Origin of the sequence: Pseudomonas sp. rhizo66 (assembly GCF_031931925.1) — a bacterium.
Taxonomy (GTDB): domain Bacteria; phylum Pseudomonadota; class Gammaproteobacteria; order Pseudomonadales; family Pseudomonadaceae; genus Aquipseudomonas.
The window spans coordinates 138,401-163,386 of the sequence record NZ_JAUJWZ010000004.1 but is presented as its reverse complement, the minus strand read 5'-3'; the positions used below and the strand labels follow the sequence as shown (position 1 = coordinate 163,386).

General features: G+C 59.9%; 22 protein-coding genes. 9 read left to right on the top strand and 13 right to left on the bottom strand.

What is annotated here, in order from left to right:
• Positions 1-69: 69 nt before the first annotated feature.
• The 3 genes from QZR14_RS06610 to orn all read right to left on the bottom strand — a co-directional run bounded on the left by QZR14_RS06610 (position 70) and on the right by orn (position 2,725).
• On the bottom strand, positions 70-681 hold the full coding sequence (locus QZR14_RS06610; protein ID WP_311996171.1) for a trimeric intracellular cation channel family protein: 612 nt from the start codon (positions 679-681) through the stop codon (positions 70-72).
• Positions 682-817: 136 nt separating this feature from the next.
• Positions 818-1,843: a hypothetical protein gene (locus QZR14_RS06605; RefSeq protein WP_311996170.1), complete on the bottom strand. Its 1,026-nt coding sequence runs from the start codon at positions 1,841-1,843 to the stop codon at positions 818-820.
• A gap of 339 nt (positions 1,844-2,182) precedes the next feature.
• On the bottom strand, positions 2,183-2,725 hold the full coding sequence (gene orn, locus QZR14_RS06600) for an oligoribonuclease (protein WP_064593092.1): 543 nt from the start codon (positions 2,723-2,725) through the stop codon (positions 2,183-2,185).
• 107 nt (positions 2,726-2,832) lie between these two features.
• On the opposite strand from orn, the gene rsgA reads away from it, so the two are divergent.
• From rsgA to QZR14_RS06580, 4 genes are all read left to right on the top strand, one after another.
• Positions 2,833-3,864, top strand: a complete 1,032-nt coding sequence (gene rsgA, locus QZR14_RS06595; protein WP_250602928.1) for a small ribosomal subunit biogenesis GTPase RsgA — start codon at positions 2,833-2,835, stop codon at positions 3,862-3,864.
• A gap of 212 nt (positions 3,865-4,076) precedes the next feature.
• Positions 4,077-4,484: a TIR domain-containing protein gene (locus tag QZR14_RS06590; protein ID WP_250602927.1), complete on the top strand. Its 408-nt coding sequence runs from the start codon at positions 4,077-4,079 to the stop codon at positions 4,482-4,484.
• Positions 4,485-4,486: 2 nt separating this feature from the next.
• Positions 4,487-5,446: a caspase family protein gene (locus QZR14_RS06585; protein WP_250602926.1), complete on the top strand. Its 960-nt coding sequence runs from the start codon at positions 4,487-4,489 to the stop codon at positions 5,444-5,446.
• Positions 5,446-5,931 (top strand): toll/interleukin-1 receptor domain-containing protein, encoded by a 486-nt coding sequence (locus QZR14_RS06580; protein ID WP_123448385.1) that lies wholly within the window; start codon positions 5,446-5,448, stop codon positions 5,929-5,931. The genes QZR14_RS06585 and QZR14_RS06580 overlap by 1 nt, the downstream gene beginning before the upstream one ends.
• Positions 5,932-5,973: 42 nt before the next feature.
• On the opposite strand, the gene QZR14_RS06575 is transcribed toward QZR14_RS06580, so the two are convergent.
• The 3 genes from QZR14_RS06575 to motA form a co-directional block, all read right to left on the bottom strand.
• A complete protein-coding gene (locus QZR14_RS06575; RefSeq protein ID WP_250602924.1) occupies positions 5,974-7,137 on the bottom strand; it encodes a sterol desaturase family protein in 1,164 nt (387 codons plus the stop codon).
• A gap of 90 nt (positions 7,138-7,227) precedes the next feature.
• Positions 7,228-8,304 (bottom strand): flagellar motor protein MotB, encoded by a 1,077-nt coding sequence (motB, locus tag QZR14_RS06570; protein ID WP_311996169.1) that lies wholly within the window; start codon positions 8,302-8,304, stop codon positions 7,228-7,230.
• A 3-nt stretch (positions 8,305-8,307) separates the two neighbouring features.
• Positions 8,308-9,159, bottom strand: coding sequence for a flagellar motor stator protein MotA (motA, locus tag QZR14_RS06565; RefSeq protein WP_007915795.1), 852 nt, complete (start codon positions 9,157-9,159; stop codon positions 8,308-8,310).
• A 166-nt stretch (positions 9,160-9,325) separates the two neighbouring features.
• On the opposite strand from motA, the gene QZR14_RS06560 reads away from it, so the two are divergent.
• From QZR14_RS06560 to asd, 3 genes are read left to right on the top strand one after another with little or no spacing between them, the layout of a single operon-like run.
• Entirely contained in the window at positions 9,326-10,864 is a 1,539-nt protein-coding gene (locus QZR14_RS06560; RefSeq protein WP_311996168.1) for an HDOD domain-containing protein, read from the top strand.
• A 42-nt stretch (positions 10,865-10,906) separates the two neighbouring features.
• The gene (gene rhdA, locus QZR14_RS06555) at positions 10,907-11,740 is read left to right on the top strand and encodes a thiosulfate sulfurtransferase (RefSeq protein ID WP_311996167.1); all 834 of its coding nucleotides are present in this window, start codon (positions 10,907-10,909) and stop codon (positions 11,738-11,740) included.
• Positions 11,740-12,600 (top strand): archaetidylserine decarboxylase, encoded by an 861-nt coding sequence (gene asd / locus QZR14_RS06550; RefSeq protein WP_024011354.1) that lies wholly within the window; start codon positions 11,740-11,742, stop codon positions 12,598-12,600. Before rhdA ends, asd begins: the two co-directional genes overlap by 1 nt.
• A 68-nt stretch (positions 12,601-12,668) precedes the next feature.
• On the opposite strand, the gene QZR14_RS06545 is transcribed toward asd, so the two are convergent.
• Positions 12,669-13,070, bottom strand: coding sequence for a lectin OAA family protein (locus QZR14_RS06545; protein WP_093430162.1), 402 nt, complete (start codon positions 13,068-13,070; stop codon positions 12,669-12,671).
• Between the two features lie 220 nt (positions 13,071-13,290).
• Here QZR14_RS06545 and QZR14_RS06540 point away from each other — a divergent pair, with 220 nt between their 5' ends.
• Positions 13,291-15,045: a molecular chaperone gene (locus QZR14_RS06540; RefSeq protein WP_311996166.1), complete on the top strand. Its 1,755-nt coding sequence runs from the start codon at positions 13,291-13,293 to the stop codon at positions 15,043-15,045.
• Positions 15,046-15,135: 90 nt separating this feature from the next.
• Here QZR14_RS06540 and serB read toward each other — a convergent pair whose 3' ends face one another.
• Complete coding sequence (serB, locus tag QZR14_RS06535; protein ID WP_064388597.1) at positions 15,136-16,350, bottom strand: phosphoserine phosphatase SerB; 1,215 nt, start codon at positions 16,348-16,350, stop codon at positions 15,136-15,138.
• A gap of 134 nt (positions 16,351-16,484) precedes the next feature.
• Here serB and QZR14_RS06530 point away from each other — a divergent pair, with 134 nt between their 5' ends.
• The gene (locus QZR14_RS06530; RefSeq protein ID WP_311996165.1) at positions 16,485-17,990 is read left to right on the top strand and encodes an AhpA/YtjB family protein; all 1,506 of its coding nucleotides are present in this window, start codon (positions 16,485-16,487) and stop codon (positions 17,988-17,990) included.
• A gap of 382 nt (positions 17,991-18,372) precedes the next feature.
• Here QZR14_RS06530 and QZR14_RS06525 read toward each other — a convergent pair whose 3' ends face one another.
• The 5 genes from QZR14_RS06525 to parE form a co-directional block, all read right to left on the bottom strand.
• Entirely contained in the window at positions 18,373-19,083 is a 711-nt protein-coding gene (locus QZR14_RS06525; RefSeq protein WP_250602917.1) for a PqiC family protein, read from the bottom strand.
• Between the two features lie 168 nt (positions 19,084-19,251).
• Positions 19,252-21,525 (bottom strand): DNA topoisomerase IV subunit A, encoded by a 2,274-nt coding sequence (gene parC / locus QZR14_RS06520; protein ID WP_250602916.1) that lies wholly within the window; start codon positions 21,523-21,525, stop codon positions 19,252-19,254.
• Complete coding sequence (locus QZR14_RS06515) at positions 21,509-22,057, bottom strand: retropepsin-like aspartic protease family protein (RefSeq protein WP_311996164.1); 549 nt, start codon at positions 22,055-22,057, stop codon at positions 21,509-21,511. Before QZR14_RS06515 ends, parC begins: the two co-directional genes overlap by 17 nt.
• Positions 22,054-23,043, bottom strand: coding sequence for an esterase-like activity of phytase family protein (locus QZR14_RS06510; RefSeq protein ID WP_311996163.1), 990 nt, complete (start codon positions 23,041-23,043; stop codon positions 22,054-22,056). The genes QZR14_RS06515 and QZR14_RS06510 overlap by 4 nt, the downstream gene beginning before the upstream one ends.
• Positions 23,043-24,950, bottom strand: a complete 1,908-nt coding sequence (gene parE / locus QZR14_RS06505) for a DNA topoisomerase IV subunit B (protein WP_083367189.1) — start codon at positions 24,948-24,950, stop codon at positions 23,043-23,045. Before parE ends, QZR14_RS06510 begins: the two co-directional genes overlap by 1 nt.
• Between the last annotated feature and the right edge of the window lie 36 nt (positions 24,951-24,986).

Below are 24,986 nucleotides of genomic sequence, written 5' to 3'. Positions count from 1 at the left end.
TACACTTGCAGTGTCTCTAGCGGCTCACGGGTATTTATCCTGCAAACCACAATCTTCCTGCACCGAGGATTAATGCTCGTCGTTATAAACGAATTTTGGCATCTCCCAATGAAAACGGATGGCCAGCAGGCGTAATAAAAAACCGCCGAACAACGTGATCAAAATGGCTTGTTCACCGGGCACATTCAGATAAAGACACAGCATGTAGCACCATGCTGCAGCGAACGAGACACTCGCATACAGTTCGCGCCGAAAGATCAGCGGAATGTCGTTGCAGAAAATATCGCGCAGGATGCCGCCAAATACCCCGGTGATCACGCCGCTGACGGATGCCACCAGCATCCCGTGGCCCATTTCCAGGGCGGTCATGCAGCCGATCAGGGTAAACGCCACCAGGCCGACGGCGTCGAGTACCAGAAACAGCGAGCGCAGGTGACGCATCCAGCGTGCGGTGAACACGGTAACCATTGCGGCTACCGAGGTCAGCACCAGGTATTCCGGGTGTTTGACCCACGTCAGCGGATAATGCCCAAGCAACACATCTCGCACAGAGCCACCACCCAAAGCTGTAATACACGCGATCAGTACGACACCGAACCAGTCCATGCCGCGGCGCCCGGCAGACAGAGCGCCAGTCATGGCTTCGGCAGTGATAGCGATCAGATAGAGCATGAGCAACATGGTGGCAATCCTGGCAGTGAGGCGCGCAGTTTAGCCACTACGCGCCGCCGCCAACAGAGATGACCCTGACTTCACTCCAATTTAAACCGCCGTCATTGAATTTGCCCCTTTGCTATTTCACGAAAAACAAAAAATATCAGCCTCGTTCCAGCCTGAAGCTTCGTTCTTTAAAGTTAGTGCGGATAGCCAGTTTATGTTCAGTGCCAAATTGATCCAGAGCGGTGAAGCGGAAAACTTCCGACCTGTCGACGGGTAATTGATCTCGTGATGCTGGGGACAGTGCCTGGACAACCGTCAGTTCCCCGATGCGATCGTTGACTTCAACCTCATAGTCCTTCTCATGATGAATAAACCTGATGGATTCTGGCGTCACGCCGGAACTCTCGACAAACGGTAACGATACGTTAAACGTGCGCCTGTCCGGGCGGATCAGGACTCCGGCCTGAAACGCTGCATTCCAGGCATCGATTTTATTACCGAAAGCAAATACAACACTCTCAGCAGAACCTTCAGCAATCCAGTCCACCAACTTTACCTGTTGCGCATGGGGATACAAGCCGAGGTAGTATTTGTATATACGTTGTTTTCTGAACCCGCCGTCATACCAGACATCTTCCCAACGGAATTGCTCAACCGCATAGGTTACCGGCAGGATGGCCTCTATGCTGATACTGCTGTCATGCCTGCTCGACAGAGTTGTTCCATTACTGCGGATGACTGTGTTATCGAACTTTATGGACGCACCGATCTGAATGGTTTCAACATTTTCACTGGAAACCCAGAACGTCCGTACCCGGCGCTGGTCCGAAAGATCCTCGCCTCCATCATCCTCATCCTCCATAACGGCGGCCGTGTGCGCGACTGCCAAGGTGAAACGGCCCTGCTCAGTACTGGCTCGCCAGCCATTGCGCAAGGTTCTGCCGCTGTCATAGTGAACAAGGCGAATACTCTCCATGACCTCGTCGGAAACAGCAACGACATTACCATCACCGTCCAAACCAGCCACTACAACCTGTACCTTAACTTGCATGCGCCCATTGGCGTATAGCACCTTGCTCCGACTCGATGCCCCCGCGTCGAACTTTACGGCAAAACTACCGATACTTACGGCCGCCTGTGACTCGGCGGACTGGTCCTGCGCGGCGTTTGATATTTCGCTCATGAAATCATCCTTAATAGACATTAGCTCATACACTTCCAGTGTTCGAAGCAGTGAGCACTATTAATAACATGCACTGATAACTTCAACTTACCCAAAAGTGTAAGGAAAACTCCAGAAAGGTGATCCGATGTTTAATTCATGAAACACACTTAAATGAAACTCTTAAAAACCATTGCCTCAGTTGGTTTACCCGCTCGAAGATATCAGATGAAGGCAAAACAGGGCACGAGCGACACGTTTAAATGCAAAAGCTGCCTCAGGCCGAGATCTTTTGATAGGTGTGAATGCACAACAAGTGCAAAAAGATCGCAGTCTGCGGCAGCGCCTGCATAGACCCCATCAGAACTTGATGAAGTGCTTGCGGTAATGCTGCAATTCGGCGATCGATTCGCGGATGTCGTCCAGTGCCAGGTGCGTGCTGCCCTTCTTGAAGCTGTCGCGCACGTCCGGCGCCCAGCGCGCGGCCAGTTCCTTGAGCGTGGAGACGTCGAGGTTGCGGTAGTGGAAGTAGCTCTCCAGCGATTTCATATGGGTATAAAGGAAGCGGCGATCCTGGCAGATGCTGTTGCCACAGATCGGCGACTTGCCCTTCGGTACCCATTTTTCCAGGAAGGCGATGGTTTCAGCTTCCGCTTCAGCCATGCTGATGCGGCTGTCGCGCACGCGCTGGGTCAGGCCGGAGTTGCCGTGGGTGCGGGTGTTCCACTCGTCCATGCGCGCGAGCACTTCGTCGCTGTGGTGGATGGCGATCACCGGGCCTTCGGCCAGTGTGTTCAGATCGCTGTCGGTGACGATGGTGGCCATCTCGATGATGACGTCGTTTTCCGGATCCAGACCGGTCATTTCCAGGTCGATCCAGATCAGGTTCTGCGGGTTTTGCATATGTCGGCTCCTAGGCAATGCTGCGCAGTTTAGCCTAGGGCGATGCCCGGGCGTGCTAAACTCGCGGCCGTTTTACCTAATCGCTGCATTCTTCAGACGGAACACCCATGGCCAAACGCCAACTCAATCGTCGTCAAAACTGGCGCATCGAAAAGATTCAGGGCGAACGCGCTGCACGCGCCGCCAAACGCGAGTCCTCGGCTGTCGAAGCCCTTGAGGGCGGCGACCTTGGCCCGGAACAGACAGGCCTGGTGATCGCCCACTTCGGTGTACAGGTCGAGGTCGAGGCTGTTGACGGTGAGCAGGCCGGACAAGTGTTCCGCTGCCACTTGCGCGCCAACCTGCCCGCGCTGGTAACCGGCGACACCGTCGTCTGGCGTGCCGGCAACCAGGGCATCGGGGTAATCGTCGCGCAACTGCCGCGCACCACCGAACTGTGCCGCCCGGACAGCCGCGGCCAGCTCAAACCGGTTGCGGCCAACGTCGACATGATCGTCATCGTCTTCGCGCCGCTGCCTGAGCCGCATGCCAACCTGATCGACCGCTATCTGGTCGCAGCCGAACACGCCGGCATCCGGCCGTTGCTGCTACTGAACAAATTCGACCTGATCGACGAACAGAACGCCCCGGCGCTGAATGCGCTGCTGGCGGTGTATCGCACGCTGGGTTATCCGGTGCTGGAGGTGTCCGCGCACCACGGCAACGGCATGGAACAACTGCAACAGCAACTCGACGGCCGCATCAGCGTCTTCGTCGGCCAGTCCGGTGTCGGCAAGTCGTCGCTGGTCAACAGCCTGCTGCCTGAGGTTGAAACCCGCGTCGGGCCGTTGTCCGAGTTGTCCGGTCAGGGTACGCACACCACGACCACCGCGCGCCTGTTCCACTTCCCTGGCGGCGGCGAACTGATCGACTCTCCGGGTATCCGTGAATTCGGTCTCGGTCACGTCAGCCGTGCCGACGTTGAAGCGGGTTTCATCGAGTTCGATGATTTGCTCGGCACATGCCGTTTCCGCGACTGCAAGCACGACCGCGAACCGGGTTGCGCGTTGCTCAAGGCACTCGAGGACGGCCGCATCCAGCAGCAACGGATGAACAGCTACCGCTCGATCATCGCCAGCCTGCCGGAAAACGGCTACTAAACATCTGCACCGGCAGCACCTCGCCCGAGGGCTGCCGGATGTCGGACCGCGCCTGACAAATTCCCGCCCCCGCTAAACACCAGACCTTTCTGACAGACCTGTAAACACCTCATTGCAGGACATTTCTCTTTCACCGCCCAGCCCTTGTAGGCAAGCTCCAGATGCCTAGATTGGGGTCCTCCTTCGCACCTTCGCGACCTTCGAGGAACCCCATGCAGACCTATCACCTGTTCATCAGCCATTCGTGGAACTACGCCCACGCTCACGACAATCTGGTACGCCTGCTCGGCGCCAAGCCGGATTTCAATTTCAAGAATTTTTCCGTGCCGCCACATAACCCGATCATGGGCGCGCAGACCGACAAGCAGCTCGAAGAAGCCATCGAAAACAAGATTCGCCCTTGCTCGGCGGTACTGATCATGGCCGGGATGTATTCGACCTACAGCAAGTGGATCAACAAGGAAATCGAGATCGCCAAACGAATGGGCAAGGTGATCATCGCGATCAAGCCATTCGGCGCCGAGCGCATTTCCACCGTGGTGCGTGAAGCGGCGCACGCCGAGTGCGCGTGGAACACCAACAGCATCGTCAGCGCGATCCGCCTGCATACGGCGGTGTAACCATGCGCAAGGGACTGTTTATCGGCATCAACCACTACGACTACGTCTCGCCGTTGAGCGGTTGTAACAACGACGCAATGGCCATGGCTTCGGTACTGGAGCGTCACGCCAACGGGCGCCCGAACTTCAGCAGCAAAGTGCTGACGTCGGCCGAAGAACAACTAACGCTCAAACACATGAAACAGCAGATCCAGAGCCTGTTCTCAGGCGACTGTGACGTGGCACTGCTGTACTTCGCCGGTCATGGGCAGTTCGACACCAGCATCGACGAAGGACTACTGATTCCCCAGGACTATCAGCCTGGCGGAGACGGTATCCGCATCAGCGACATTCTGGAATGGGCGGACAAGGCCCCGCACATCAAGAATAAAATCATCATTCTCGATTGCTGCCAGGCCGGCGCAGCAGGCGCCCTGCGCAACCTGCGCGGTGGCAGCAGTGTGATCGGCGAAGGCGTGACCATTCTCACGGCCTGCAAAAAAGAACAGTACGCCCTGGAAAGTCGCGGCCACGGTGTATTCACGGATCTGTTGCTGCAAGCGCTGCATGGTGGCGCTGCCAACGTACTCGGCAAGGTCACCCCCGGTAGCGTCTATTCGTTTGTCGACAATGCGCTGGGAGCCTGGGAGCAGCGTCCGGTATTCAAGACCAACGTGTCGCAGTTCGTGCCACTGCGCGAAGTGGCACCGCTGATCGCCGAGGAAACCCTGCGCAAACTCAAGGACTGGTTCCCCGAGCCGAGCTTCGTTTTCAGACTCGACCCCAGCTACGAGCCCACCGAAGCGCTGTTCGACCCCGAGCACGGCGACATCTTCAAGCAACTGCAAATGTGCAATCGCCATAGCCTGATCGAGCCCGTGGACGCCGAACACATGTACTACGCAGCCATCAACTCCACCGGCTGCCGCCTCACCGCCCTCGGCGCCTACTACCGCGAACTCGCCATAAAAGGACACTTCTGATGCCCGTATTCATCAGCTACCGCCACATGGATCGCGCCCACGCCATCGCCATCAATAGCCGCCTGATCCAGGCCAACATCAAAACCTACCTCGACGTGCTCGACCCGGAATCGCAGACCACTGACGACATCACCGGCGTCATTACCCGCAACATCACTGAGTGCACGCACTTGTTGGCGGTGGTTTCGGAAAAAACCGCGTTGTCGTGGTGGGTGCCGTTCGAAATTGGCGAGGCGACGATCAGCAATCGGCGGATCTGTTCGTTCAAGACCGGGCCGACGGAACTGCCGTTGTATCTGGACAAGTGGCCAAAGTTGAGCACGGCCAGTGATCTGGATTTCTTTATCGACGCGTATCGCGAGGAAGTGTCGAACAAACGCTCGATGTCGCTGGAATCAATAAGCGAATCCGTTAAGGGTACCTACAAACGAAATGCCGAGATTTTCCACGAACAACTGAAGAACCGGATTCGGCGCGGGTTCTGACAGACGTAAAAAAGCCGCGATCATCTCGCGGCTTTTTTTGCCTCACACGCTGGCCGGCGGTTTTGGCACAACCACCTTTGGCTCAGGCTTGCGAAACGCATACAGGTGCTGACGCACAATCCCGCCCGGCAGTTCCTTGCCAAACACGCCATAACGCACCGGCCACTCCTTCGGCGGCAGCTTGAACGTACCAAAGAGCATGTCCACCAGCGGTGTGTGGATCGCGTAGTTTTTGTAGATGTAGTCCTTGTGCCGGGCGTGGTGCCAATGGTGATAGCGCGGCAGCACGATCAGGTAGTTCAGCCAGCCGCCATTGATTCGCACGTTGGCGTGGGCCAGTACCGCTTGAACGCCGACCAGAATCACATAAGCATTCAGTGCCTGCGGGGCAAAACCCAGCAACATCAACGGCACCAGCACGCCGGTGCGGGTCAGCAGGATTTCGATGAAATGCACCCGGGAACCGGCAAGCCAGTCCATGTGCGTGCTGGAATGATGCACCGCATGAATGCGCCACAGCCATGGCACCACATGATAGAGCCGATGCAGCCAGTACTGACCGAGATCGGCCACCAGGATCGCCAGCAGAAACTGCACAACGAGCGGCAGGCTTTGCACACTCGCCTGCAAACCGGGAGACACCGCCCAGCCGGCAATGTAAGTCGACGAGGCGGTGATGAAGATCAGGATGAACTGCACCAGCATGTGGCTGACGAAAAAGTAGGTCAGGTCGGTGCGCCAGTGCGGGCGCAGGATGTTTTGCTCGGGGTCCTTGGAGTAGAGCTTTTCCAGAGGAATGAACACGATGGCCGACACCAGCAGCGCCAGCACAAACCAGTCCAGGCCGAGCGAGTACGGCGTCTGCCCGATCGCGCTGACCTGGACATTGGTACCACCGAGAAACACCGCCAGCCCCGACGCCACCAATCCGGTAATCCCCAGACGTTTGCGCTTGTTGAGCAGGATATTCAGGGTTCCAAGGCTGAACGACAGCACCAGACCGAGCAACAGCGTGGTGCGCGCGAACTGCTCGTCATAGACCTTGCGCAGTTCGGCGGTGGTCAGCCATTCCGGGAAGAGGAAGCAGAACACTGCCAGCAGGCTCAGCAGCCCGAGGGTCGCCGAAATATAGCCACTGACCCGCCCCTCGCCAAATTTGAAGGGGGCGTTGCCGTGCCGCTGAAAATAGGCTTTGAGTCTTTCCATAACTGATCTTCCGTGATTGCGAATACTGCGACTGGTCATTGCGACGCAGGCAGAAACAAAAAAGCCACGGTAACCGTGGCTTTTTGTGAATCACTGCTTGGGCGCGGGAGCCGGTGCAGTGGCTGGCAGAGCAGCGGGAGCAGGCGCCGCACTCCCCGTCTCGGCCGGTTTCGGTGCGGCGTCGTCGAACAGATTCAAGCGCTCGCGCAACTCGTGCGCAGGCACAGGTTGCTGATCCGCCGGCAACGCATTCGGATCAACCGGTGTCGCCGGGGCGTTGCCGTTCTGAGTCTGATCCGCCGGTTTAGCCGCGTCGGCACCTTGCGCACCTTCGATGGCCGCTTGGGCTTTCTTGGTCAGCACGACAATGTCAATGCGACGGTTGACCGGGTTGAACGGGTTTTCCCGATCGAACAGCGCCGACGAGGCATACCCCACCACCCGCGCCACCTGCGAGTCCGGATAGCTACCGGCAACCAAGGCACGCCGGGCAGCGTTGGCACGGTTGGCCGAGAGTTCCCAGTTACCGAAATCACCAGTGCCGGTGTACGGCTTGGCGTCGGTGTGACCGCTGATGCTGATCTTGTTCGGCACCGCTTTGATGGTGTCGGCCATGGCCAGCAGGATGTCTTCAAAGTACGGTTTCAGGCGTGCGGAGCCCGAGTCGAACATCGGCCGGTTCTCGGCGTCCATGATCTGGATGCGCAAGCCATTCGGGGTGATCTCGAAGAGGATCTGATCCTTGAACTTCTGCAGTTGCGGATTCTCGTCGACCTTGTTCTGCAGTTCTTGCAGCAGCAGTTCCAGACGTTCCTTCTCGACCTGCTCGGCCATGCCTTCAACCTGTTCGGTATCGACCGTAACCTTGTCAGGCTGCGGTTGCGATTTCACTTCCGGGTTAAGGGTGTTTTCCGGGGCCAGGGTCGGTGTGCCGCCCAGATCAATGATGTACGGCGTGCCGCTTTCGGAGAAGCCGACCGGGTCTTTGAAGTAACCGGCAATGGCGATCTTCTGCTCCGGCGTCGCGGTGGACAGCAGCCACAACACGAGGAAGAACGCCATCATCGCCGTGGCGAAGTCGGCGAAGGCGATTTTCCACGCCCCGCCGTGATGCCCGCCGGCTATGCGCTTGACGCGCTTGATGATAATCGGCTGATTATTTTCCATGACTTAGCGACCGCGAACCGCTTGTTCCAGCTCGGCGAAGCTTGGACGGTGCGCCGGGTACAGAACCTTGCGACCAAACTCGACCGCCAGCGAAGGCGGCATGCCGGAAGCCGAAGCTACCAGCGAGGCCTTGATGGCTTCGTAGACGTTCAGCTCTTCCTTGGCATCGTGGGCCAGCGAGTGCGCCAGCGGGCCGAAGAAACCGTAGGCCGCGAGAATACCGAAGAAGGTACCGACCAGTGCCGCACCGACGTGCAGACCGATGGACTTCTGATCACCTTCACCCAGCGAGGCCATGGTCACCACGATACCGAGTACCGCCGCGACGATACCGAAACCGGGCATGGCGTCGGCGATGCCGTTCACCGCATGGGATGGATGCTCGAGGTCTTCTTTCAGGCTGTACAGTTCCATGTCGAACAAGCCTTCCAGCTCGTGCGGCGCCATGTTGCCGGAGGACATGATGCGCAGGTAATCGCAGATGAACGCGGTCATGCGTTCGTCTTTGAGCACGGCCGGGTACTTGGCGAAAATCGGGCTCGCGGCGGCGTCTTCGATGTCGCCTTCAATGGCCATCATGCCTTCGCGGCGGCTCTTGTTGAGGATCTCGTAGATCAGGCCGAGCACTTCCAGATAGAACGTGTGGCTGAAGCGCGAACTGAACATGCTCAGGGATTTCTTGAGCACGTGCATCGTCATGTAACCGGGGTTGGCCTGGAGGAATGCACCCAGTGCCGCACCACCGATGATCAACACCTCGAAGGGCTGGATCAGGGCGGCAATCTTGCCGTGGGAGAGCACGTATCCGCCGAGCACGCTCGCGAATACGACGATGATGCCGATAATTTTAGCCATAGGTAGAAAGTACTTATTTAAGTCGGGTTCAAGGTCATATTCGGAAGTTAAAAAATCTCTTCTTCTACTTATCGGCAAAACTGCGCCAGACTATAGCCAGTTCAGGCGAAAAGCCAATTTAGCCCATGCCGGGCGCGTCTACAGTCAGTGAAGATCTCGTCCAGACATGGCTAATGAAACGAACGTCCCACACGCAAAACCGACCACGCTCGAGGGCTGGGTAAAACTGCTCGACAGCGTCCGGCTGCCCGTGCCGCAAGAGGCTCACGACAAAGTCTGTCGGGCGATCCGCGACAACCGCAGCTCGTTGCGCGACATCGCCGACCTGATGCAGGACAGTCCGGCGCTGGCCTTGAGCATCATCCGTGAGGCGAATCGTCACACCCACGGCACGATGGCCGCACCGGCGGAAAATCTCGAGGTGGCGATCAACCGTCTCGGCCTGGCGCGGACCGAAGAGTTGCTCGCGCGCCTGCCCGCCGAACCGCAGATGCAGATTCCCAAAGCCCTGCGCCAGTTACAGATGATCAGCCAGCACGCCACGCAACAGGCCAACGGTTTTTTCGCCAGTCGCCTGGCGCGGCTGTGGCAGGACATTCATTGGGGCAGTTTGTTGTTTCTCTCGCCGCTATGGCCCTTGGCGCTGACGTATCCCGAGTTGCTCGAAGAGTGGGAACTGCGGGTTATCCACAAGGGCGAGTCGGCCCCGGTGGTCGAGAAGCAATTGTTTGGCGTGCGCTTGCTGAAGATCGCCGAGGCGCTGGTGCAAGTCTGGCACCTGCCGATCTGGGTGCAGCAAGGCTATAAATTGCTGCTCAGCGAACAGCGCGAACTGGTCAAAGTCCTGCGCATCGCCCGCGACAGCGAACACCCGTTGCGCCAGCAAAACCGCCTCGATGACGATCCGACCCTGCGCCGCTGGCTCAACCAGCCGGCCAACACCGTGCTGCTGGCCAACGGCCTGGCACTGTCGGCGCAACAAGCCTGGGACAGTCCGCACAGTGAGCGCTGGCAATACCTGACCAGCCTTTATCTGCAGATCTCGATGGATGAAGTGCAACAACAGTTGCACCAGCAAGCCGCCAACAGTGCGCGCCACCATGCAATGCCGGACTTGTGGCACCCAGCGGTTTCGTTGCTTTGGCCATGGGGCACCCATCGTTTGCCGGCTGGCATGTTGCCCGCCGCTGCGCCCACCTCGGAAGATCTGACGCAATGGCGCCGGCAATGCGCCGAGCTATTGGCCGAGCCAAGCCGCTTCACCAATGCCATGAGCCTGACCGTCGCCGCCCGCGATGCGCTGGTCGCCAGCGGCATGCGCCGGGTGATGATCCTGATGGCCGATCGCACACAGTCCAATCTGCGCGTGCATCAAACCGCCGGGTTGCCGAAAGACGCGGCGGCGCTGAATTTCGTCGTCAGCCAGAGCAAGGTCTTGCAACGGCTGCTCGCGCAACAGGCGCAGGTGCGGATCAATCCCGAGAACAACGCTCAGTTCTCCGCCCTGCTGCCAGCGAGCCTGCGCACGCTGTTTCGCGGCGAACACCTGTTCCTGCGCTCACTGGTCAACAATGGCCGGGTGATCATGATCGTCGTTGCCGATCAGGGCGGCGGGCCGTTCGCCGACATCACCGTGCAAGCCTTTGGCAAAACCGCGCAGTGCATCGAAAAAGCCCTGCACAGCTTTAGCAGCCGTGGCCGATGAGGCTGCGCTACAATCCTCCCCTTTGTGCTCTGGAGACCTCACATGTCTGACTTCTCTGGCTTGCCGCTCGTCATCGAGGCGAGCGACCTGCTCCCGCGTCTCGATTCCCCTGAACTGATTCTGGTGGATCTGACCAGCCCTGCCCGTTATGCCGAAGGTCATCTTCCCGGCGCACGCTTTGTCGACCCGAAACGCACCCAGCTCGGCCAGCCGCCAGCGCCGGGCCTGCTGCCGGCCAAAGGCGATCTGGAAGCGTTGTTCGGTGAACTGGGCCACCGCCAGGACGCGGTCTATGTCGTGTATGACGACGAAGGTGGCGGCTGGGCCGGGCGTTTCATCTGGCTGCTCGACGTGATCGGTCACGACAAATACCACTACATTGACGGCGGTCTGCCGGCGTGGCTGGCGGCCGGCATGCCAATGTCGATCCAGGTTCCGCCTGCGGTAGGCGGCCCGGTGGCACTGACCCTGCACGAAGAGCCGACTGCCACCCGCGAATACCTGCAAAGCCGTCTCGGCGCTGCCGATCTGGCGATCTGGGATGCCCGTGGACCGCTGGAATACTCCGGCGAGAAAGTACTGGCCGCCAAGGGCGGTCACATCCCGGGCGCGGTCAACTTCGAATGGACGGCGGGCATGGACAAGGCACGTCAGCTGCGCATTCGCAGTGACATTCCGCAGATCCTCGAAGACCTCGGGATTACCAAGGACAAAGAAATCATTACCCACTGCCAGACCCATCACCGGTCGGGCTTCACTTATCTGGTGGCCAAGTCCCTCGGTTATCCGCGGGTCAAGGGCTACGCCGGTTCCTGGGGCGAATGGGGCAATCACCCTGACACGCCTGTCGAGATTCAAGGTTCTAAGGACAACTAATGAAAGAGCGTCTGTTTATCCTCAGCCAGTATCTGCTGCCTCATCACCTGCTGTCGCGCCTGGCCGGCTGCATTGCCGAGTGCCGCGTACGCTGGTTCAAGAATGCCTTCACCCAATGGTTCGCCAAGCGCTATCAGGTGGACATGTCGCAAGCACTGGTCGAAGACCTCACCGCTTACGAGCACTTCAACGCATTCTTCACCCGCGCCCTGAAAGACGGCGCGCGTCCGCTGGACGAAACCCCGGGCGCGATCCTCAGCCCGGCCGACGGTGCGGTCAGCCAGCTCGGCCCGATCGAACACGGTCGCGTGTTCCAGGCCAAGGGCCACAGCTTCAGCGTGCTGGAATTACTTGGCGGTGACGCGGCCAACGCTGCACCGTTCATGGGCGGTGACTTCGCCACCATTTACCTGTCACCGAAGGACTACCACCGCGTGCACATGCCGCTGGCCGGCACCCTGCGCGAAATGGTCTACATCCCCGGCCGGATTTTCTCGGTCAACCAGACCACCGCCGAAAACGTGCCGGAGCTGTTCGCCCGCAACGAACGTGTGGCGTGCATTTTCGACACCGAGCGCGGGCCGATGGCCGTGGTGCTGGTGGGCGCGATGATCGTCGCTTCGATCGAAACCGTGTGGGCCGGCCTGGTCACCCCACCGAAGCGCGAACTGAAAACCTTCCGCTACGACGAAGCCGCCCGTGCGCCGATCCATCTGGAAAAAGGTGCTGAACTGGGTCGCTTCAAACTGGGTTCGACCGCGATCGTGCTGTTCGGGCCGGATCAGGTTAAATGGGCTGAAGAACTGGTGGCCGGTTCGCCAGTGCAGATGGGCCAAGGCCTGGCACTGCCAAAAGCCTGAACATGATGTGAGCCAGGATCCGCCCGTTCGCACGTCTGCGAATGGGCGGAGACAACTCGGTGGTGCCGTTACTCTATTTGCCCACGGAAGCCGATCGGGCCTTCGTTGGCATAGGTATTGGTGCCACTGAGGTTTTTCCCTCCGTCACTGGACGTGACGCTCAACGCGATAACGTTCTGATTGTCCCGGCCGCCAATCACCCACTTGCCGCCCGGATGCCATGGGGCATCATTGCCACCCCACTGATTCTCGACGTTGTACTGGTTCTGACCGGTGCGTTGCGCTTTGAAGCCAATGGGACCTTCCCCGGCATAGGTCATGGTGCCGGTGAACGTTTTACCGTCATCGCGCGACTTGATCTCGATAGCGACGACATTCTGGTTGTCCCGCCCGCCGAGTACCCAGGTTCCACCCGGATGCCACGGCGCCGAACTGCCACCCCATTGATTTGCCACTGCATATTTAGACATGAACCTCATCTCCTTGAAGTTTCGGGAGACCTGCCCGAGGTTGACGGCAGGCCGTGCAACCGTGCGTTTCCGATCGCACGCCAGAGAGACTAGTAGGCCTTGGAGAATGGCATCCGGCCAGCAGACCAGCGGTCAAAAAGCCTGACGCCAACCAGCGAAACAGACCACAACTGCTAGAGTTTCGGGCATCGCCTCTTTCGCCACCGGAGCCAGTCAAGGCATGAGTGAATCTCGCCCCCTACCCTCCCTGAGCGCCCCGACCCCGACGCAAACGCGTCTGTCGTTTTGCGAAGCCACCCCGCGCGACCTCAAGCGCTGGATCGCCGGCCTGCCCAAGGCCAACATCGGTGAAACCGCCCGCCTGCTGTATCAAGGCCTGGGCGAACTCAACCAGTTGCTCACCCCCAGCGACAACCGCCTCAACCTGCTGGAGCTGCTGCGCCCCGAGGTGTATTTCGTCTGCCAGCATCTGGAGCGGCACTTCATGCATCAGGCGATCATGCTCGACGAGCGCTCGCGCAAGATCAGCAATCTGTGCCAGGCGCTGCAAAGCCATCTGGCCATCGGCTACAAACAGATCGTGTTGCGGATTGCGCCGAAGTACAGCAAGGATCGCGCGGCATTGGTCAGTACGGCCCTGCAACGGGCGGCCCATGCGCTCAAAGGTCAGCTGCTGCGTGCGACGCAGTTGTATAGCTCTGCGCCGGAGCATGTGTGGTTCGAACTGCATCAGCTGTATCGCAGCGCCTGCGAAATGCAGTTGCAACAGCGCCGGGTGCATGACGATCTCGCCAGCCTCACCACCGAACTCAGCCTTGAACAGACCTACATCGCCGCCCTGCTTCTGGGCAGTGCCCGCTGCAATCAATTGCGGCAGAACCAGATCGCCCGCTTGGCCGAAGTACTCGAACCGTGGAGCGCCCTGCTCAAATTGCATCCCGCTCGCACGAGCGAAGGCCTGTTTGCGATCAGCCCGGCAATCGATGCCGGCCCGCGCTACCGCAACATGTTTCGCAGCGAAGAACAGCCCGGATTGCTCGGCTTCGATCCACAGCCGCTGGTGAACGCCATCGAAGCGCATTTGCAGCATCAAGACACATCAACGCCGCTACCCGTGCCGGCCGGCCTGAGCCTCGATACCCTACAACACCTGCACGCGACTTGGGGGCAGGCCGCCGAGCGCAGCTTTCAACGTACCGTTGGCCAGGGCAATCTCACTGTATGCGTGGGTATGAGCGCCCTGCACTTTTACCTCGGCGGCGAGCGCAGTTTCAGCGAATTGCTCAAGCATCCCGCAGCGCGCCCGGCAAATTTCTGCAGTAGCGTCGCTGAAGGTGAAAAGGACAGTTGGAGCCAGGCCTTCGACGCAGCACCGCAGAGCAAATCTGATGAATTTTTGCCTTACGAGGAAATCCAGTACGACCATTTGCTCGAGGATGAAGGCGGCACGGACAGTACGCCGCATTACCCGACCTATGCCTTGCCGGTGATCAATCACAGCCCCGGCGGATACTGCCTCGCGTGGCCGGATGAAGTGCCTGCCGAACTGCAGGCCGGGGAAGTGCTCGGCATCCACGACAGTGTCAGTCTGGGCTGGAGCATCGCGGTCATTCGCTGGATCCGCCAGGTGCGCGGCGGCGGCACACAAATGGGCATTGAGCTTGTGGCCCCCCATGCCCAGCCTTGCGGTCTGCAACTGGTGCGCTCGCGGGATGATCACAGCCAGTATCTGCGCGGCTTGTTGCTACCGGAGATCAGCGCGATCGACTTGCCGGCGACTTTGCTGGCGCCGCGCTTGCCGTTTCAGGAAGGCAATAAAGTGCTGATCAACACCCTGGGCGAAGAACATCGCGCCGGGCTGGATCGACGGGTAGCGAGTACGCACAGTTTCAATCAGTTCGCTTATCGCTCGCTGGAGGCCGCGCGCAATGGCGGGAGCGAGGAGGATTTTGATTCGTTGTGGAAGTCGCTTTAAAGCAAAAGATCGCAGCCTTCGGCAGCTCCTACAGGGAAATGCATATCCCTCTGTCGGAGCTGCCGAAGGCTGCGATCTTTTGATCTTTAATTACAACTGCCCGTCGCGATCGCGGAAACCCAGCAGATACAGCACGCCATCCAGCCCCAACGTCGAAATCGCCTGCTTCGCCGACTGTTTGACCAGCGGCTTGGCACGGAACGCCACGCCCAAACCGGCAATCGCCAGCATCGGCAGATCATTCGCGCCGTCGCCGACCGCGATGGTCTGCTCCAGACGCAACCCTTCCTTGTGTGCCAACTCTTTCAGCAAATCAGCCTTGCGCTGGGCATCGACAATCGGCTCGATCGCCACGCCAGTACACTTGCCGTCGACCACTTCCAGTTCGTTGGCGAACACGTAGTCGATGCCCAGTTTGGCCTGCAATTGCTTGGCAAAATAGGTGAAGCCACCGGAGAGAATTGCAGTCTTGTAGCCCAGACGCTTGAGTTCGGCGAACAGCGTTTCGGCGCCTTCGGTCAGACGCAGCGAAGCGCCGATCGAGTCCAGTACGCTGACATCGAGGCCTTTGAGCAGGGCCAGACGCTCTTTGAAACTGGCGCGGAAGTCGAGCTCGCCGGCCATGGCGCGTTCAGTGATTGCCGACACCTGCTCGCCGACACCGGCAGCCTTGGCCAACTCGTCGATGACCTCGGCTTCGATCAGCGTCGAGTCCATGTCGAACACCGCCAGACGACGATTACGGCGGAACAGCGAATCTTCCTGGAAGGCGATGTCGACGTTCAGCTCTTGGGCCACGCTGAGGAATTCGGCACGCAGCGCTTGCGGATCAGCCGCTTCGCCACGCACGGAGAACTCGATGCAGCCCTTGCCCTTATCAGCCGGGGTGTCCAGCGGCATGCGACCCGACAGACGGTCGATGTGATCGATGTTCAGGCCATATTTGGCGGTGATCGAGCTGACGGCCTGCAATTGGCCGGCGGTGACTTTGCGGGTCAGCAGGGTGACGATGTGGCGTTTCTTGCCCTGATTGCCCACCCACTGCTGGTAATCCTCTTCGGATACCGGCGTGAAGCGCACCTGCTGGTCGAGCTCGTAGCCCTTGAACAGGATGTCTTTGAGCACGGATTTACCCTGCTCGGAATCGGGAATCTCAACCAGGATGCCGAACGACAGGGTGTCGTGGATCACCGCCTGACCGATGTCGAGAATGTTCACACCACCTTGTGCCAGAACGCCGGTAATGGCTGCCGTCAGACCCGGACGGTCGACTCCCGTGATGTTAATCAGGACGATTTCGCGCAACGCGCACCCCCGCAACTGGAAAAAAACCGCATTCTACCCACTTTCAGTGACCATCGGGCACCGTGAGCGCTTTGCCGGTCTAGGGCCTGTCGCTATACTGCGCGTCAACTTCACGGACAAAAGAGCCGAGCTCAGTGAACCGGCCCACGCCAGTTAAAACCGATAACTTCTTCCTGCTGATCTTCCGTGCACTGCGCCACCGCCGTGTACCGATTGCATTGCGCATTGCCAGCCATAACGTGATCCTGGTCGCTCTGGCCCTGGTGATCTATGCCGGCGTGATGGGTTTGCAATTCAAGCAGGCCATGCACCAGCAGGCCGATGCGCTGGGCGAAAGCCTGACCACGCAGACCGCGACTTCTGCCACGGAGCTGTTGGTGTCCAACGACATCCTCAGCCTCAACGTGCTGCTCAACAATCTGACCAAAAACAAACTGGTGGCCCACGCGGCGATCTATAGCGTGGATAACCGTATCCTCGCCGAGTCCGGTCAGCGGCCCAAGCACAGCCTGCTGGGCGAAGCCGAGGGCATGTACGAGAGCAAGATCACCTTCCAGGACGTGACTGCCGGGCAACTGCGCATCAGCCTGGACATGGATCAGTTCCAGCAGCCGATGACCATCAGTCTGCAAAGCATGGGCATCCTCAGCGGGATCCTGCTGGCGCTGTCGCTGGCCCTGAGCCTGCGCATGGGCCGCTACCTGTCGACGCCATTACTGCAATTGCGCGTCTGGCTGCGCCGCATCGACGAACACACGCCAGGCATCGATCGTCAGGATGAAATCGGCGATCTGGCGCGTCAGCTGCACGCCAATTACGCGCCGGAGCCTGCACCCGAACCGGAGCCTGAGTTCGAGGACGAAGAGGACGAGCCGGAATTCGAGGTGCGCAACTTGCGTGATCCGAGTTTCGACGAAACCCGTCCAATGGCCGCGCAGAAGCCTGCGCCGAGACATCTGGTCAGCACCGTCGAAGATGAAGATGACGATGACGCATTCGCCGACCTGCGCGATGAGTCGCTCAATGGCGCGCCCCAACCCGTCATCCGCCAACCGTCTCCAAGCGTGCCGCAGCACACCGCCGTGCTGGCCGTGCAATTGGGCTCACAAGAGCAACTGCGCCGCTTGCCGCGGGCACGCCTTGAAGAATTGCAGGAGCGCTATCGCGACTGCCTCGATCAGGCTGCGTCGCTGTATCAGGGCGAAATCGAAACCCTGAACGACGGCAGCACGCTGATGCTGTTCCACACTGAAGACAGCGGTGACGATTACCTGACCAACGCGATCTGCTGCGGCGAGCTGCTGCGGGCGCTGGGCCATCAGTTGCAGATTGAAGTCGCGGACAGCGGCATCACCCTGCAATTGCAGTTGGGTTTGACGCTGGGCGATGAGCTGTTCGGCCTGAGCCAGATTGATCTGCTGCTGACCGATTCGGCTCAGGACGCACTGGCCTTGTCGCAGCACAGCCGCAACCTGCTGCTGGTTGAGCGCAAGATCAGCGACGACGCGCTGATTCGCCAGCGTGCGCGGATCCGCCCGATTGCCAGCCCTGAGGGCGCTTGCTGCGTGGAGCGGTTGATGGAGCCTTATCCGTCGATGCTCGAACGGCAACTGGCGCGGATGCATGAGCGTCGGGCGTAAGCCTTAGGCCTTAAACACAGAAGCCCGCAGACGAGTGATTGTCTGCGGGCTTTTTTGTGGCTGACTGAAAAGCCCCTCACCCTAGCCCTCTCCCAGAGGGAGAGGGGACTGATCGGGGGATATTGCCGAAATACACCGACCTGCACGTCCTGCTTTGAATCCATAATCGCCAAGCTCTTTCAGGTCGATGTATGACGCCAGACACTTCTACCGAATCCACATTCGCCAAGCTCTTTCAGGTCGATGTATGACGCCAGACACCTCGGTCAGTCCCCTCTCCCTCCGGGAGAGGGCTAGGGTGAGGGGCTTTTGATCCTCCCCACCAAACCCCAGACACAACAAAGCCCGCACAAGGCGGGCTCTGTTCTGACTCGGTCCAGGCTTAGAAGCGGAACACTTCCATATCGGTACGAATCGGTGATGCCATTGGAATCTTCGGCTGCTTCTCGGCCTCCGTCGCCGGTGCTGCCGGCTTCGGTGCCGCTTTACGCGGGGCCTCGGCCACCGGAGGCTGATTGGCCAACGGCTTGAGCGCTACCGACAATTGCTCGGCCAGACGCTGCAGCAAAATGCCCTGGGCCTGCACCTGCGAAGCCGTACTGCCAGCATGCAGCTCTTGCAGATGCACGATGCGGTTATCGCGCACCTGACCACGACGGTCGATCAGACGCCATTGCGCATCAAGTATCGCCGGTTGTTTCTGGCCGGAGTCCAGACGCGTGATGGTCAACAACACCTGCACATCCGGAGTGAACCCCGTAGTAGCCGGTGCCAGCACCACACGCTGGCTGTCCAGATGGCCAGCCACCTGACGCATCAGCAACTGATCGATATCCGACGAAAGGCTGCCAGCCCAACGACCGTCGGTCGCCGCTTGCAGGCTACCGTCCGGTTGACGTTGCAGCAAAGTCTCACGTTGCAGGTAATCGGCTACGACTACCGGGCCTAACAAAACCGCCATGCCCGCGCTTTGCGCAGGCTGAACCGGACTTCCGCTGTCCAGTTGATACAGCGACACCGGCTGGTGAACGCTGCAACCCGCCAGGCCCAAAACGCCGGCGAGCAGGAAAATAAGGGGGCGCAGAGCAGTCATCATCCCGTCCAGGTGGCCGCCACAAGGCTGACCACAGTGAAAATACTCAATAAATATGAAGAACGCTCGGCCACGCCGGCGCTTGGAAAGGCCATATCATCCGTGAATATGCGTTCCGACTCCAGCGCCAAAGCGTCGATCTACGCGTTAAATCGTAGATCGAGCTCTCTAGGACGCCTGATTGAGGTTTTCGACGAGCAGCGCATCCACCCTCTGGAAGCCCCTTGGAAGCTTATTGCCACGACGGCCACGCTCACCCTTGTAGTGTTCGAGGTCGTCGGCTTTAAGCGACAGGGTCCGTTTTCCGGCCTGCAGCACCAAGGTGGCGCCTTCCGGAAGTACGGCAATGTCCGTGACATATTCTTCGCGACTGGCCACGCGTTCACCGGAAATACCGATGATCTTGTTGCCTTTGCCCTTACCTAATTGTGGCAGATCGCTGATTTTGAAGATCAGCAGGCGACCTTCGGTCGTGACCGAGGCCAGCCAGTTCTGCTCACGATCGGCCACCGGGCGCGGCGCGATCACTTTGGCGTTGTTCGGCAGGCTCAACAGGGCTTTACCGGCCTTGTTCTTGGCTTGCAGGTCTTCGCCCTTGACCACGAAACCGTAACCGGCGTCGGACGCGATCACGTACAACGCATCATCTTCCGGCATCAGCACACATTCGAAGCTCGCGCCTGGCGGCGGCGTCAGGCGACCGGTCAGCGGTTCGCCCTGGCCACGGGCCGACGGCAAGGTGTGCGCGGCGACCGAGTAGCTGCGGCCGGTCGAGTCGATAAACACCGCAAACTGGTTGGAGCGCCCCGCTGCCGAGGTCTTGAAGCCGTCGCCGGCCTTGTACGACAGGCCGGTGGCGTCGATGTCATGACCTTTGGCGGAACGGATCCAGCCTTTTTCCGACAGCACAACGGTAACTTTCTCGTTCGGCAGCAGATCGTGTTCGGTCAGCGCCTTGGCTTCAGCACGCTCGACGATTGGCGACCGACGGTCATCGCCGTAGGTTTCGGCGTCTTTCAACAGCTCGGTACGCACCAGCTTCTTCAGCTTGGCTTCGCTGCCCAGCAGAGCTTGCAGCTTGGCTTGCTCCTTGAGCAGTTCGTCCTGCTCGTCGCGCAGCTTCATCTCTTCCAGTCGCGCCAACTGACGCAGACGGGTGTCGAGGATGTAGTCGGCCTGAATCTCGCTGAGGGCGAAACGCTCGATCAGCTTGGCTTTCGGGTGTTCCTCGGTGCGGATGATGTGGATCACTTCATCGAGGTTGAGGTAAGCGATCAGCAAACCGTCCAACAGGTGCAGACGACGCTCGACTTTGTCGAGGCGGAATTGCAGGCGGCGACGCACGGTCAGCACGCGGAATTCCAGCCACTCGACCAGCAGCGCACGCAGGTTTTTCAGCTGCGGTTTGCCGTCCAGACCGATGATGTTGACGTTGACCCGGTAGGTCGACTCCAGCTCGGTGCTGGCGAACAGGTGCTGCATCAGCGCTTCGTGATCGACGCGGCTGTTGACCGGGATGATCACGATACGGCACGGGTTTTCGTGGTCGGATTCGTCACGCAGGTCAGCGATCTGCGGGGCTTTCGACGGTTTGGCCTGCATCAGCGCGGCGATCTGCTCCAGCACCTTGGCGCCGGACACCTGGTGCGGCAGCGCAGTGACGATGATGTCGCCATCCTCGACGTGGTACACGGCGCGCATGCGCACCGAACCCTTGCCGGTTTCGTACATCTTCAGCAGGTCGGCGCGCGGCGTGATGATTTCCGCTTCGGTCGGATAATCCGGACCTTGGATGTGTTCGCAAAGTTGCTCGACCGTGGCTTTCGGCTCATCGAGCAGACGTACGCAAGCGGTGGCCACTTCACGCAGGTTGTGCGGCGGCACATCGGTGGCCATGCCCACGGCAATGCCGGTGGTGCCGTTGAGCAGAATGTTCGGCAGGCGCGCTGGCAGAACCAAAGGCTCCTGCAAGGTGCCGTCGAAGTTCGGGCCCCAATCGGCGGTGCCTTGGCCCAGTTCGCTGAGCAGTACTTCGGAATAGCGCGACAGGCGTGCTTCGGTGTAACGCATGGCGGCGAAAGACTTCGGATCGTCCGGCGCACCCCAGTTGCCCTGGCCGTCGACCAGCGTGTAGCGATAGCTGAACGGCTGCGCCATCAGCACCATCGCTTCGTAGCACGCCGAATCGCCGTGCGGGTGGAACTTACCGAGCACGTCACCGACGGTACGCGCCGATTTCTTGTGCTTGGAGTCAGCGTCCAGCCCCAGCTCGCTCATGGCGTAGACGATACGCCGCTGTACCGGTTTCAGGCCATCGCCGATATGCGGCAGAGCACGGTCCATGATCACGTACATGGAGTAGTTGAGGTAGGCATTTTCGGTGAAGTCAGCCAGCGAGCGGCGTTCTACACCGTCCAGGCTGAGATCAAGGGAGTCGCTCATGCGGGCCTCGTCGGTTCGTTGTCTGGCGCAGCAGCATGGTGCCACCGCGCTGGGTAAATTCAAGTTTGTTCAGGGCGCTCATGCCGAGCAGCACCTGATCGCCATGCAGCCCCGGCGCCACCAGTGCGCGGACGTCGCGCAGCACGATGTCGCCCAGTTGCAGACGGGCAATTTTTGTCCGATAGCCCTGGCTCAGGCCGTTGGCCGTGCTCAGGGTCACACCAAAACCTTCTTCCAGCTTCAAGCGTTTGGCCAGCTCCGCCGGGATCGCCACATCGGTTGCGCCGGTGTCGAGCATGAATTCCACCGGTTCGCCGTTGATCTGACCGCTGGCGACAAAATGCCCTTGGGCGTTGCCGGCCAGTTTCACCTCGATAAAACCTTCGCCCTGCTCCGAACTGACCACGACGTTCGGATTCTGCTGGCGTTGCTCCCACTGGCCGAAAAACCGCGTCGCCAGAAACAGCGCCGCGCACCACGCCAGAATCATCAGCACCCGACCGGCGCGCTTGCCCGGTGGCTGCTGGCTCACGGCTTGGCACTCCAGCCACCCTCGGGCGCGGCGAAGCGCCAGACAATCGGCCTGACCTCACCATCGGCGCGGGGGCCAAAATTATTGTCGACGCCGACCCACGCACCATCAGCGTCAACGATCAGCGCCTCTTCCAGACCGAAGTTCTGCGAATAACGGCGGTTGGTCTGCAACAATTCAGCGGCGTACGACCAGCAACGTTCGACCTTGGCGGTCTGCGCATCGCGCCGACAAATCTGAAAGGCGTTGCGCTCAAGGGTAAACAATTTGCCGTTAAACAATGAAAGGTCGGAAAAGTCCCGGTCGACCGCTCTGGCCTTCGGGAACTGCGGCGGCTGCATTTCCTTGCCGCCCTCGCTGAGCAGCACGCAACGACCGTCGCAATCCCACACCGTCTGCTGGCGCTTGATCAGCAGCAAGCCACGGCTTTGCCGTTCAGCGGCCAGCCACATCTGATCGCCCGCCGGGTTGATTGCCAGGCCTTCGAGAATCGCATTGAAATGCAGGAGCATGCCGCTAGCCCGTGCTTCGCGAACCATCATCGGCGAGATCTTCAACCAGTTGACCGGGCCGCTGACAGGCACCTGCAAGACCGCCGCATGGCCCTCGCTGACAATGTAGCGATTGCCGGCGCTGTCACAACTGATGCCCTCGAAATCCAGATCGCCTCCGCGCACGAACGACGCGGCCCAGTTGCGCGAGCGCAACCCCCACGGCAAACCGGTCTCCGGCACCAGGGGCACGTCGATGTGCAAGGCTTCGGCCTGCCAGACCTGATCGGCGGTGTTGAGCCGATAGATCTGATCGTCATCGCGGTCCGACACAGTCCACAACTCGCCGCCACACATGGCCAGCCCCGACAGGTTACCGCCGCGCATGCCGTCGACCGGGTGTTCGGAGAGCACGCGCAATTCCTGCAACGGCTCGGCCGACACGCCCATCACACTCAGCAACAACGCACCCGCCAAGGCCCAGCCAAACCGCATCAGGCCAGCACCTCGGCGAGGTTGCCTTTGGATTCGAGCCAGGTCTTGCGGTCACCGGCGCGTTTCTTCGCCAGCAGCATGTCCATCATTTCCGAGGTTTCGGCGAAGTCTTCGCCCAGCGTCAGTTGCACCAGACGCCGAGTGTTCGGGTCCATGGTGGTTTCACGCAACTGCGGCGGGTTCATTTCACCCAGACCTTTGAATCGGGTGACCTGGGGTTTGCCGCGTTTCTTTTCGGCGACCAGACGGTCGAGGATGCCGTCGCGTTCGGCTTCGTCGAGGGCGTAGTAAATCTCTTTGCCAAGGTCGATGCGGTACAGCGGCGGCATCGCCACGTAAACGTGACCGGCATCCACCAGCGGACGGAAATGCTGGACGAACAAGGCGCAGAGCAAGGTCGCGATGTGCAGACCGTCGGAGTCGGCGTCGGCGAGGATGCAGATCTTGCCGTAGCGCAGCTGGCTCATGTCCGCCGCACCCGGATCGACACCGATGGCCACGGCGATGTTGTGCACTTCCTGGCTGGCGAGTACTTCGCTGCCATCGACTTCCCAGGTGTTGAGGATCTTGCCGCGCAACGGCAGGATCGCCTGGAATTCCTTGTCCCGCGCTTGCTTGGCGGAACCACCGGCGGAATCACCTTCGACCAGGAACAGCTCGGAACGCATCGGGTCCTGCCCGGCGCAGTCCGCCAGTTTGCCCGGCAGCGCTGGGCCCTGAGTCACACGTTTACGCTCGACCTTTTTACTGGCCTTGAGGCGGCGACCGGCGTTGTTGATCGCCAGTTCCGCCAGCGCCAGACCGGTTTCCGGGTTGGCGTTGAGCCACAGGCTGAAGGCGTCCTTGACCACCCCGGAAACGAACGCCGCCGCTTCACGCGATGACAGTCGCTCTTTGGTCTGGCCGGAGAATTGCGGCTCCTGCATTTTCATCGACAGGACGAACGCGATGCGCTCCCAGACGTCTTCCGGCGCCAGCTTCACGCCGCGCGGCAGCAGGCTGCGGAATTCGCAGAATTCGCGCATGGCATCGAGCAGGCCCTGACGCAGCCCGTTGACGTGGGTACCGCCCTGCGCCGTCGGGATCAGGTTGACGTAGCTTTCCTGTACCGCGTCGCCACCTTCCGGCAACCACAACAGCGCCCAGTCGACCGCTTCTTTATTGCCGGCCAGGCTGCCGCAAAACGGCTCGTCCGGCAGGCGTTCGAATTCGCTGACGGCGTCGACCAGATAGGAGCGCAGGCCGTCTTCGTAATGCCACTCGACTTTCTCGCCGGTGCCTTTGTCTTCGAAGCTGACCAGCAGGCCCGGGCACAACACAGCCTTGGCCTTGAGCACGTGCTTGAGGCGGCTGATGGAGAATTTCGGGGAATCGAAGTATTTCGGGTCCGGCGCGAAATACACGCTGGTGCCGGTGTTGCGCTTGCCGACAGTGCCGACGATTTCCAGCTCGGTGGCCTTGAAGCCATCGGCGAAAGTCATCTGGTATTCGTTGCCGTCGCGCTTGACGCGTACACGGACTTCGGTCGACAAGGCGTTGACCACGGAAATACCCACGCCGTGCAGACCGCCGGAGAACTGGTAGTTCTTGTTGGAGAACTTGCCACCCGCATGGAGTTTGGTGAGGATCAGCTCGACACCCGACACCCCCTCTTCCGGGTGAATGTCGACCGGCATGCCGCGACCGTCGTCGCTGACTTCCAGCGAGTGATCGGCGTGCAGGATGACCTGCACCGATTTGGCGTGGCCGGCCAGGGCTTCGTCGACGCTGTTGTCGATGACTTCCTGGGCGAGGTGGTTCGGCCGACTGGTGTCGGTGTACATGCCGGGGCGTTTGCGCACCGGGTCGAGGCCCGAGAGGACTTCGATGGCGTCGGCGTTATAAGAGCTAGCGCTGGGAGTGGCCATAGGGTCTCGTCGTCAGTCATTCATGAAATAGGGGCA

What these genes read in the sequence shown, in the direction of transcription:
- QZR14_RS06610 (WP_311996171.1), bottom strand. Translation starts at nt 681, where the DNA reads ATGTTGCTCATGCTCTATCTGATCGCTATCACTGCCGAAGCCATGACT.
- QZR14_RS06605 (WP_311996170.1), bottom strand. Translation starts at nt 1,843, where the DNA reads ATGAGCGAAATATCAAACGCCGCGCAGGACCAGTCCGCCGAGTCACAG.
- orn (WP_064593092.1), bottom strand. Translation starts at nt 2,725, where the DNA reads ATGCAAAACCCGCAGAACCTGATCTGGATCGACCTGGAAATGACCGGT.
- rsgA (WP_250602928.1), top strand. Translation starts at nt 2,833, where the DNA reads ATGGCCAAACGCCAACTCAATCGTCGTCAAAACTGGCGCATCGAAAAG.
- QZR14_RS06590 (WP_250602927.1), top strand. Translation starts at nt 4,077, where the DNA reads ATGCAGACCTATCACCTGTTCATCAGCCATTCGTGGAACTACGCCCAC.
- QZR14_RS06585 (WP_250602926.1), top strand. Translation starts at nt 4,487, where the DNA reads ATGCGCAAGGGACTGTTTATCGGCATCAACCACTACGACTACGTCTCG.
- QZR14_RS06580 (WP_123448385.1), top strand. Translation starts at nt 5,446, where the DNA reads ATGCCCGTATTCATCAGCTACCGCCACATGGATCGCGCCCACGCCATC.
- QZR14_RS06575 (WP_250602924.1), bottom strand. Translation starts at nt 7,137, where the DNA reads ATGGAAAGACTCAAAGCCTATTTTCAGCGGCACGGCAACGCCCCCTTC.
- motB (WP_311996169.1), bottom strand. Translation starts at nt 8,304, where the DNA reads ATGGAAAATAATCAGCCGATTATCATCAAGCGCGTCAAGCGCATAGCC.
- motA (WP_007915795.1), bottom strand. Translation starts at nt 9,159, where the DNA reads ATGGCTAAAATTATCGGCATCATCGTCGTATTCGCGAGCGTGCTCGGC.
- QZR14_RS06560 (WP_311996168.1), top strand. Translation starts at nt 9,326, where the DNA reads ATGGCTAATGAAACGAACGTCCCACACGCAAAACCGACCACGCTCGAG.
- rhdA (WP_311996167.1), top strand. Translation starts at nt 10,907, where the DNA reads ATGTCTGACTTCTCTGGCTTGCCGCTCGTCATCGAGGCGAGCGACCTG.
- asd (WP_024011354.1), top strand. Translation starts at nt 11,740, where the DNA reads ATGAAAGAGCGTCTGTTTATCCTCAGCCAGTATCTGCTGCCTCATCAC.
- QZR14_RS06545 (WP_093430162.1), bottom strand. Translation starts at nt 13,070, where the DNA reads ATGTCTAAATATGCAGTGGCAAATCAATGGGGTGGCAGTTCGGCGCCG.
- QZR14_RS06540 (WP_311996166.1), top strand. Translation starts at nt 13,291, where the DNA reads ATGAGTGAATCTCGCCCCCTACCCTCCCTGAGCGCCCCGACCCCGACG.
- QZR14_RS06525 (WP_250602917.1), bottom strand. Translation starts at nt 19,083, where the DNA reads ATGACTGCTCTGCGCCCCCTTATTTTCCTGCTCGCCGGCGTTTTGGGC.
- parC (WP_250602916.1), bottom strand. Translation starts at nt 21,525, where the DNA reads ATGAGCGACTCCCTTGATCTCAGCCTGGACGGTGTAGAACGCCGCTCG.
- QZR14_RS06510 (WP_311996163.1), bottom strand. Translation starts at nt 23,043, where the DNA reads ATGCGGTTTGGCTGGGCCTTGGCGGGTGCGTTGTTGCTGAGTGTGATG.
- parE (WP_083367189.1), bottom strand. Translation starts at nt 24,950, where the DNA reads ATGGCCACTCCCAGCGCTAGCTCTTATAACGCCGACGCCATCGAAGTC.